Annotated in this window: 8 protein-coding genes; 4 read left to right on the top strand and 4 right to left on the bottom strand. The window is 45.7% G+C overall.

All coding sequences use genetic code 11. The features are described 5' to 3' along the window. The coding region (locus tag A3729_RS09170; protein WP_082882067.1) for an MBL fold metallo-hydrolase at positions 1-1,114 on the top strand (1,114 nt) is incomplete at its 5' end. A gap of 38 nt (positions 1,115-1,152) precedes the next feature. Here the strand turns inward: A3729_RS09170 and A3729_RS09165 are convergent. Together A3729_RS09165 and A3729_RS31470 are read right to left on the bottom strand one after the other, a co-directional pair. After that, positions 1,153-1,578 (bottom strand): DUF86 domain-containing protein, encoded by a 426-nt coding sequence (locus tag A3729_RS09165; RefSeq protein ID WP_068508475.1) that lies wholly within the window; start codon positions 1,576-1,578, stop codon positions 1,153-1,155. 22 nt (positions 1,579-1,600) lie between these two features. Beyond that, positions 1,601-1,993, bottom strand: coding sequence for a nucleotidyltransferase domain-containing protein (locus A3729_RS31470; RefSeq protein WP_068508473.1), 393 nt, complete (start codon positions 1,991-1,993; stop codon positions 1,601-1,603). A 140-nt stretch (positions 1,994-2,133) separates the two neighbouring features. Between A3729_RS31470 and A3729_RS09155 the strand changes: the two genes are divergently transcribed. The 3 genes from A3729_RS09155 (at position 2,134) to A3729_RS09145 (ending at position 3,931) form a co-directional block, all read left to right on the top strand. Continuing rightward, the gene (locus A3729_RS09155) at positions 2,134-3,063 is read left to right on the top strand and encodes an FAD:protein FMN transferase (RefSeq protein WP_197475726.1); all 930 of its coding nucleotides are present in this window, start codon (positions 2,134-2,136) and stop codon (positions 3,061-3,063) included. Between the two features lie 135 nt (positions 3,064-3,198). Next, positions 3,199-3,621 carry a nucleotidyltransferase substrate binding protein gene (locus A3729_RS09150; RefSeq protein ID WP_231872337.1) on the top strand — a complete coding sequence of 141 codons (423 nt, stop codon included), beginning with the start codon at positions 3,199-3,201 and terminating at the stop codon, positions 3,619-3,621. A 46-nt stretch (positions 3,622-3,667) separates the two neighbouring features. Beyond that, the gene (locus A3729_RS09145) at positions 3,668-3,931 is read left to right on the top strand and encodes a nucleotidyltransferase domain-containing protein (protein WP_255375271.1); all 264 of its coding nucleotides are present in this window, start codon (positions 3,668-3,670) and stop codon (positions 3,929-3,931) included. A 38-nt stretch (positions 3,932-3,969) separates the two neighbouring features. Here the strand turns inward: A3729_RS09145 and A3729_RS09140 are convergent, their stop codons facing one another. Together A3729_RS09140 and A3729_RS09135 are read right to left on the bottom strand one after the other, a co-directional pair. Then, positions 3,970-5,571: a general secretion pathway protein GspF gene (locus A3729_RS09140; protein ID WP_068633717.1), complete on the bottom strand. Its 1,602-nt coding sequence runs from the start codon at positions 5,569-5,571 to the stop codon at positions 3,970-3,972. 26 nt (positions 5,572-5,597) lie between these two features. Further along, positions 5,598-7,649 (bottom strand): LamG domain-containing protein (locus A3729_RS09135; protein WP_068633715.1); only part of this gene is annotated, 2,052 nt, incomplete at its 5' end.

Raw genomic sequence — 7,649 nt, 5'->3', positions numbered from 1 at the left:
GTCGGCTGTGCTTTTACCGCTGGTACTGGAAGATGCGGTGAAGATTGGTTTCACCCGTAATAAACAGATGATCCGACAATTTATGTCGGTGCTTAAGCAGCGTATTGTGCCGCTCAAATATGGTGATTTGTATTCAGTCTTTGAAGGTTTAGATATTTGCTTACAGCCAGCAGGTCATATTCTTGGCTCTGCTTATGTTGAGTGCTGTGTAAACCAGGGGAAGGACGCGCATACGTTTATCTTTTCGGGTGATTTAGGCGCTCCTCACTCTCCTTTGTTAGCCGCGCCGAAGCCTCCTGAAGCATGTGATACCTTGGTGATTGAAAGCACTTATGGCGATAAGAATCATGAAGATCGACGCTCTCGTCGGCAGCGACTTAAGGCAGTGATCGAGAGTGCTGTTCAAGACAGAGGTGTGGTCTTGATTCCTGCGTTCAGTATCGGCCGCACTCAGGAGCTATTGTATGAACTTGAGTCATTGATCTATGAGCTTAAAGATAAAGCCGATCAGGGGGCGCTGAATTGGGCTGAGCTTGAAGTGATAGTCGACTCACCTTTGGCCAACGACTTTACTGATACCTACCGACAACTAAAACCTTTTTGGGATGCAGAGGCTCAAAGTCGGGTAGCCGTGGGTCGACACCCTCTGTCATTTGAAAATTTACTCACGATAGATGATCATCAAACTCACCTCGACACAGTGAATTATTTAGCAAAGACGGCTCGCCCAGCCATTGTGATCGCCGCTAGCGGTATGTGTGCTGGTGGACGTATTGTTAATTATTTAAAAGCCTTAATTGAAGATAAGCGTACTGATATTCTGTTTGTAGGTTATCAAGCTGAGGGAACTGCAGGGCGAGATATTCAAACTTACGGGACACGAAATGGCTATGTCGAGCTAGAGGGTAAGCGCTATACGATTAATGCCGCTGTACATACGATCTCGGGTTACTCTGCGCATGCAGGTCAGGAAGACTTACTGAACTTTGTGCAAGGCATGAAAGCTAAGCCTTCAGAAATAAGAATTGTTCATGGTGATGATGACGCGAAGAAGGCTTTAAAGCAGGCGCTACGGGAATTATTGGGGGAAGAGGTAGGTTTAAGTATTCCTTAAAGAGTAACGTAGCCATAGAAAAGGTATTAAAAAACAAGCTATTCGCTAAGAAGTGCAGAACAGAGCAGGCTGATATAATCTTTCACATTATAGTATTTTTGCTTTGCAAGTACGGCTTCTAACTTTTTCCAATCAAGGTTAAGGTAGTCATGAATGATGGCGTTTCGCATGCCTATTGCGCCGCGCATTTCATTTATTTCAGGAGTGGTAATGGCGAGTTGTTCGTAGATTCTTTCAATGCTAGCTCGGGCTTCCGAAGGAACAGGTTTAGATATCTTCTTGAGATAGTGCTTTGAGCAGCCAATAGCAGCCTCGATAAGAACCTGTAGATTCCTTTCTACAGCGCTACGTTCGTTAAATGTTAAGGGGCGTTTCTGAATGGTGCAGGCCAACTCATCCAAACCAGCCAAGTGCTGAGCGACTTGTTCTTTGATGGCAAATACATAGGCTTGGTATGTCGACATAGTAAATTCTCTGGAACGCCGTTTAAGGATAATGTTGCTGGTGTTCATGGGCATATTCACTCCATAATGACCATATTCGCTGTTCTTCGCTATGAAGGCGCAAGTCATTGCCAATGTAGAGCGGAGTGCCGAGATCAATAATGTTGTAAGCCAATGGCACGGGCACTGAGTTAATATCAACGATTGATATATTCTGGTCTAGATTATTTGACCATTGATACTCAAGGTCTTGAATGAATTTGTCTGCTTGATTACATTCCTTATGTAGCGCTATCGCTAGGTCATAATCACTCGCGCAATCAGCGGTATGATTCGCTTGTGAACCATAAAGCCAGACAAGTTCAATTCGACTCGCTTCTTTAAGAGAGAGACTCTTAAGTGCATCAATAGTTTTATTACTAGGTGCCAAGTTCATTGTGTTGTTCCAGCAATAGGGTTTATTGATTTTAACCAATATTTTAGGATGGGTCTATTCGTCGTGGTTGGAGAGATATTTTGGATAACATTATGAAAAACTGTTTGAGTTTTCTCATTTGCTTCTTAGTTTTTCTTAGCATGCCCTTGAAAGCCGAGTGGCATGAGTTTTCTGCAGAGGTGATGACGACCAACTTAAGCTTGGAGTTTTGGTTAGACGATAAGATTAAAGCAGAGAAGGCTAAGCGCGCAGTGCTGAATCGCTTTAATGATATCGAGGCAAAGATGTCGCGGTATATTTCTGAATCTGAGCTCTCCAAGGTAAATAGACTTGCCTCTGAGCAAGCACTATCGATATCGACTGAGCTGTTTAGCTTACTCGAAAAGTCATTGGCTGTGTCGGCTTTATCCCAAGGTGCCTTTGATATCAGCTTTGCCTCTGTGGGTTTTTTATATGACTATCGACAACAGGCGCAGCCATCTGATTCTCAAATCAATGCAAAGTTGCCAGCACTGGATTATCGCCATATTGTTTTAAATAGAAGTGCTCAAACAGTACGTTTTAGCTCTCCTGGAGTCGTTCTTGACTTAGGCGGAATAGCTAAAGGTTATGCTGTTGATGAAGGCATTAAGATGTTGAAGACCTTTGGTGTTAAGCATGCGCGTTTAAGTGCGGGCGGCGATATGTATCTTCTGGGCGGAAAGGGCTCAAAGCCTTGGCTTGTCGCGGTGCGTCACCCTAGAAACAAAGAAGAAAACTCCGTTGTTCTGCCTTTATCGGATGTCGCTTTATCGACTTCAGGTGACTACGAGCGATTCTTTATCGATGATAGCGGCGAAAGGGTTCACCATATTATTTCCCCAAAAACAGGCCGGTCTGCTCGGAACGGTCTGCTAAGCGTTTCCGTTCTCGGGCCTGATGTGACGACTACCGATGCGCTATCGACTGCCGTGTTCGTATTGGGGTTGAAAAAAGGTTTAGACTTGATAAATAAACTAGAAGGTATTGACGCGATTATGATTGATGAACGGCAAAGGGTTCATTATTCCAATGGTTTGGGAAGGCCTTAAGTTCAAGGAGGCGGCTAAGGCTTTCTTAGGGCTCTTTTCTCCTGTAGCCTTGGTCTTTAAATCATCGAATCGTATCTCGATCCTTGCTATAGTGATTTTCAAAATATTCATCTTTAAAGAATTAGGTAACGCGTCATGATGTCTGTCTCAGATATTCGCTGGCAACAACGGTTTAAGAACTTTCAGCGAGCTTTTCTTTTGCTACGTGAAGCAGTGGAGTCAGATATTGCTTCGTTTAGCCAGTTAGAAAAGGAAGGTGTTATTCAGCGTTTTGAATATACCTTCGAACTAGCGTGGAAGGTTCTCAAAGATAAAATGGAATTTGATGGTATTATTCTTGACCAGATTTCACCTAAGTCGGTTGTTCGCCAAGCGTATCAAAGTAAGTATATTAATGATGCCGAGACCTGGTTGAGAATGATCGGAGACCGAAACCTTATGAGTCATACCTATGACTTTTCGAAGTTCGAACAGGTTATTGATTCCATAAAAATTAGTTATTTGCCTATGCTAGATGAGTGGTACACATCACTCTTAGAAGAAATAGTATCATCATGAGTCAGTTCGGCTTGAGTGAGCAAACTCTGAGCGAGATACGAGATATATATCTAAGTATGAGATGATTGATTATGCAAAGCTTTATGGCTCTAGGGCGAAAGGGAATTATCATGAGCGAAGTGATATTGATATTGCTGTCGTCGGCGATAATATTGACCGTTTTACGAGCTCAGCACTAGCGTTAGATTTTGCAGATTCTGATATCCCGCTTGTAGTCGATGTGCATTGCTTTCATGACATTAAGAACTTGCAGCTACGTGATCACATTGAGAGAGTTGGCCAAGTAATTTATGAGTCAAAAGGGGCTTAGCACTTTAGGTGCCCCCCCTTTATCGTCTTACTTATTCATCAAATCGTCCCATTTACAATAGGTGCCATTCCAACCAGCGTATCCCTAAGAGTAGAACTTCCCAGCCCGTGATAACTCAGTACATTTTCGAAGTTGCCTTGCTCGCCGTGTAGTGCCATGTAATTCAGCATAACGGTTTGAACTAGTAGGTTAACGTTATTGGCAGCAGGGCTTGATGCGGTTTCGACTGATGCGTCGCTACGCATATAGCCAACCTGGTTGCGTATCGCAGTAGGGCGACCGTTGCCGCTAGGGTCATAGACTAGGTAGAACGCTGCGGCAGTTGATTGGTTATCGCCTGTCCATACACCTTTGCCACGGCCTTGTTCAGAGTTATCCACCATGCCATTACTGGCGACTGAACCGTCAGAAAAGACGTAAAGCATAAGCGGTACACCAATTCGTGCTGCGTATTCCAGGCAAGCGCCCATGACACGTCCTGCTCTTAAGTCACGAGCTTCACCTGTCGAACGGTTACCAGTATGGTAGTCATAACCACCCATGGTGATTGTACCAGCACCGGCATAGCCATTGATCACGAGTTTCATGACCGATGCGGCTTTCTGGAATTCGCGGTCATTGAGAAATTCTTCACTACTAAAGATACCGCTTGCTCCGACAATATCCGGGTCTTGTACCGGGTCGAGGTCAGCAGGGTTGCCAAAACGGTCTGCCAGGTCGGCACTTTTTACATAGCCACAGCGTACAAGGTCTTTTACGACTTCGTCAGTGGTAACATTTACGCCAGCGCTAGGAAGGCCGGTATTCATCTGAGCCATTTTCTTATCGCTGATACGTTGAATAGACTCCATTACCGCGACGGCATCTTCCTGGCTTAGTAGGCCGATCAAATCACCGACATCGACCAAGCCCGTAACATCACTTGGGCGGTCAATTTTAGTCGGGCGCACCTGCGGGTTAATCATGTCCATTGGTGCTAAGGAGTTGCCGCCAGAATCAGAGCTTCGTGAGCCAATCAATGTTAAAAGTGAACCATCTGCACCGGCATTATGAATGCCATAAACCGGGTTATGGGGGTTATTGCCTGTATCGTTTTCTGAACGTGCCGGGATTACCACGCCGTTAATCGCAGCTTGGGTTGCCGCAGAGGTTCGTTCCTGAATCCCGCGTAAAAATTGGCTATCTGAATGAAAGGCTAAGCCCAGGGATTCATCAACGAAGTCATTCGTAGTGCCATCGGTATTGTTTACCTGAGGTAAAAAATCCGGCGGGATGCCAAGTTTGCTATAGCCTGCTGTGCTGAGCATGTCTTTTTGTCCGCCCGAACCGCCAACTAATACATTGGAGCCGGCAATATTGGCACCGCCTGCCAGGTCAATACAGATAAAAGGGATCTTTCCGGCCCCTTGGACGGCGATTCCACAGCTATCTTTTAAGGCTTCAATATCTGAAGATAGCGCGGCCGAAGCATTACGTGGTGCTCCGAAAAGGCTGAATATTGACGAGCCAAAAACGGTAGCGCCGCCAGCCATGAATCCATTGGCGATAAACTCCCTACGTGTTTTAGGGCGTTTATGGTCACTGTGTATCAAAGGTGCGTTGATATCCAGCGTTTGTTTGAGTGTTGGTTTGATAATCATAATCTCATCCTTCAACTGAATAGTATTTATTGCACAAGCGTTGTAGCGCTGCCTAGTACGGCTGCGCAGGCTGCTTTGACCACAATCTCGGTTCTACCTTCGGGACAGCTGCTGTCAGCTGAGCAAGCGCTAAGCGTATCAATCAGGCTGTTTATCTCATCATTAATATCGCTGTCGCTAGGTTGAGTGTCCAAGCTAGTACCAACAAAGTTGCTTAGGAGGGCGCTTGAAATCTGGCTACGGCCATCCGTATCAAAAGCGGTATTGGCATTTTCACTAAAATTAAAGCTGCTAAAGAAGCTAGCTCTTAAGCTTGTGTCATCAACCAAGGCGTCACAATATTGAATGGCTAACTGAGTGACGGCCATTTGGTGGGCCGATAAGAAGCCTTCGATATTCTCTATCGTTGGTAGCTGTTGTTTCACCGTATCAAAAGTGCTTTTTACATCGCTATCGGTTGAGGCAACACCGGTCATCACAGACATCGATGCATTGATTTCATCGAAAGTGCGAAGCCCTATTTCTGACGAAGCAGGTAGGTCTTCAGGTTCAGCAGGCGTTGGGGGAATGTCTTCCTCTTCATCGCGCGAGCGGCTGCCAATCTCCGTAAAGCTTAAGAAAAACTCGTCTTCATCGGCTGCTTTATCCAAAGGAACGATGGTTCCCAGGTTAGATAAAACTTGCCCGTTACCCGCTACATAGTCTTCGTCGTTCAAACTAATGTTTAGGTTTTGGTAGACTTGTCCAACATTTACTTCTTGCCCGTTGATGGCGATCTTCATGCCTCTTAAAGTGATGTCGTCTAGTTCAACATTGTCGTTAAGGCTGACAAAGCGTGCATCAGAGAATAAGTAGCTAAAGCTATCAAACTGGCTGGCTTCAAAGAAAATAAAGTCATCGGCTGTGTCGGGGTCATCGGTATCCACAAGATGAGATACACCAAATAGCATGTAGAATTTCTCACCTACGCCGGAGTTATAGTTTTGGGTGATTTGCTCTTGTGTTAACGCACGGCTATGAATAGCTAGCATCCTTAGCGTGCCTTCCCATAGTTCGTTGCCATCGGTTTCATTACCCAATACGAGGGCAAAACTTTCGTTCCAACCATTTAGAAGGCCAGGGGCTACGCTGTCTTCATCTTCGGTATAGACACCATTAACATAGAGCTTTCTGCCTTGTGTCGCGGAGTAGGTGGCGACAACATGCTGAAGGCTGGCTTGAAGTCTTTCATCTGCATCGGCGGTTGAAAGTGCTTCGTTGAAGTCGTTAGTAGTATTGTAAAAGTCGTAGTTGTACAAGGTCTGTTGCAAAGCAAAGTTACGAGAGCTGGCCGAGCCCGAGTACGACACAATGCGCGAGTCTTCCTGCGTAACATTCGCTGGAACAACCCAAGCCTCTATAGAATATTGAGACGTGCCACGTATTTCATCGTAGAGCTTTTTACTGTCTTCGGTCTTGCCTTGCGCTTTACCGTTGCCGACACGGGTATTGGTTTCTTCGTCGATATACGAAGCGCCAAACTTAATGCCCCAACCGCCGACCCACTCGACGTTGCCGCTCAATTCAAGGTTGATGGCCGGGTCTACACCGCTGGTGTCGTTGGCAAGAGTACCTTCACCGGCTTTGAACTCGTATAGGGCAATCACATCATCTTCATAGCGGCCACCTGAGTTGGCAACGATGCCGTCACCCACCAATACAAGTGCTTTACTGGTAATCAGTGTTTCGTCAATCGCGGCGGCAGTGATCGAATTAGAAAAGGCTTCGATCGCTGTTCTCATTTCAGTTGATGAGGCTTCACAACCAACTTCCCAGCAGTTATGAAACTCATTGAGTAAGCGTTGTACTAGTCGGGAGTTGCCGGGGGTTTCCAGGCTGATTCGACTCTGAGCAGCCAGGTAAGAGGTGTCAACATCGGAGCTGCCAATAAAAGGAGTTTGCTGGCCTTCGACATGACAGTCACTGCAATACTCTGTGAGTAGAGGGTAGACAGTGCTTGAGTAGCTTAAAGTATCCTCAGGGAAGGACTTACTGCTCCCAGGGTCTTTGATTTGTGGAGAGCGTAGGATGATTTCATT

It is taken from the genome of Oleiphilus sp. HI0043 (assembly GCF_001634935.1).
This window is presented reverse-complemented; position numbering and strand designations above follow the sequence as displayed.

What these genes read in the sequence shown, in the direction of transcription:
- A3729_RS31470 (WP_068508473.1), bottom strand. Translation starts at nt 1,993, where the DNA reads ATGAACTTGGCACCTAGTAATAAAACTATTGATGCACTTAAGAGTCTC.
- A3729_RS09150 (WP_231872337.1), top strand. Translation starts at nt 3,199, where the DNA reads ATGATGTCTGTCTCAGATATTCGCTGGCAACAACGGTTTAAGAACTTT.
- A3729_RS09165 (WP_068508475.1), bottom strand. Translation starts at nt 1,578, where the DNA reads ATGTCGACATACCAAGCCTATGTATTTGCCATCAAAGAACAAGTCGCT.
- A3729_RS09155 (WP_197475726.1), top strand. Translation starts at nt 2,134, where the DNA reads ATGCCCTTGAAAGCCGAGTGGCATGAGTTTTCTGCAGAGGTGATGACG.
- A3729_RS09140 (WP_068633717.1), bottom strand. Translation starts at nt 5,571, where the DNA reads ATGATTATCAAACCAACACTCAAACAAACGCTGGATATCAACGCACCT.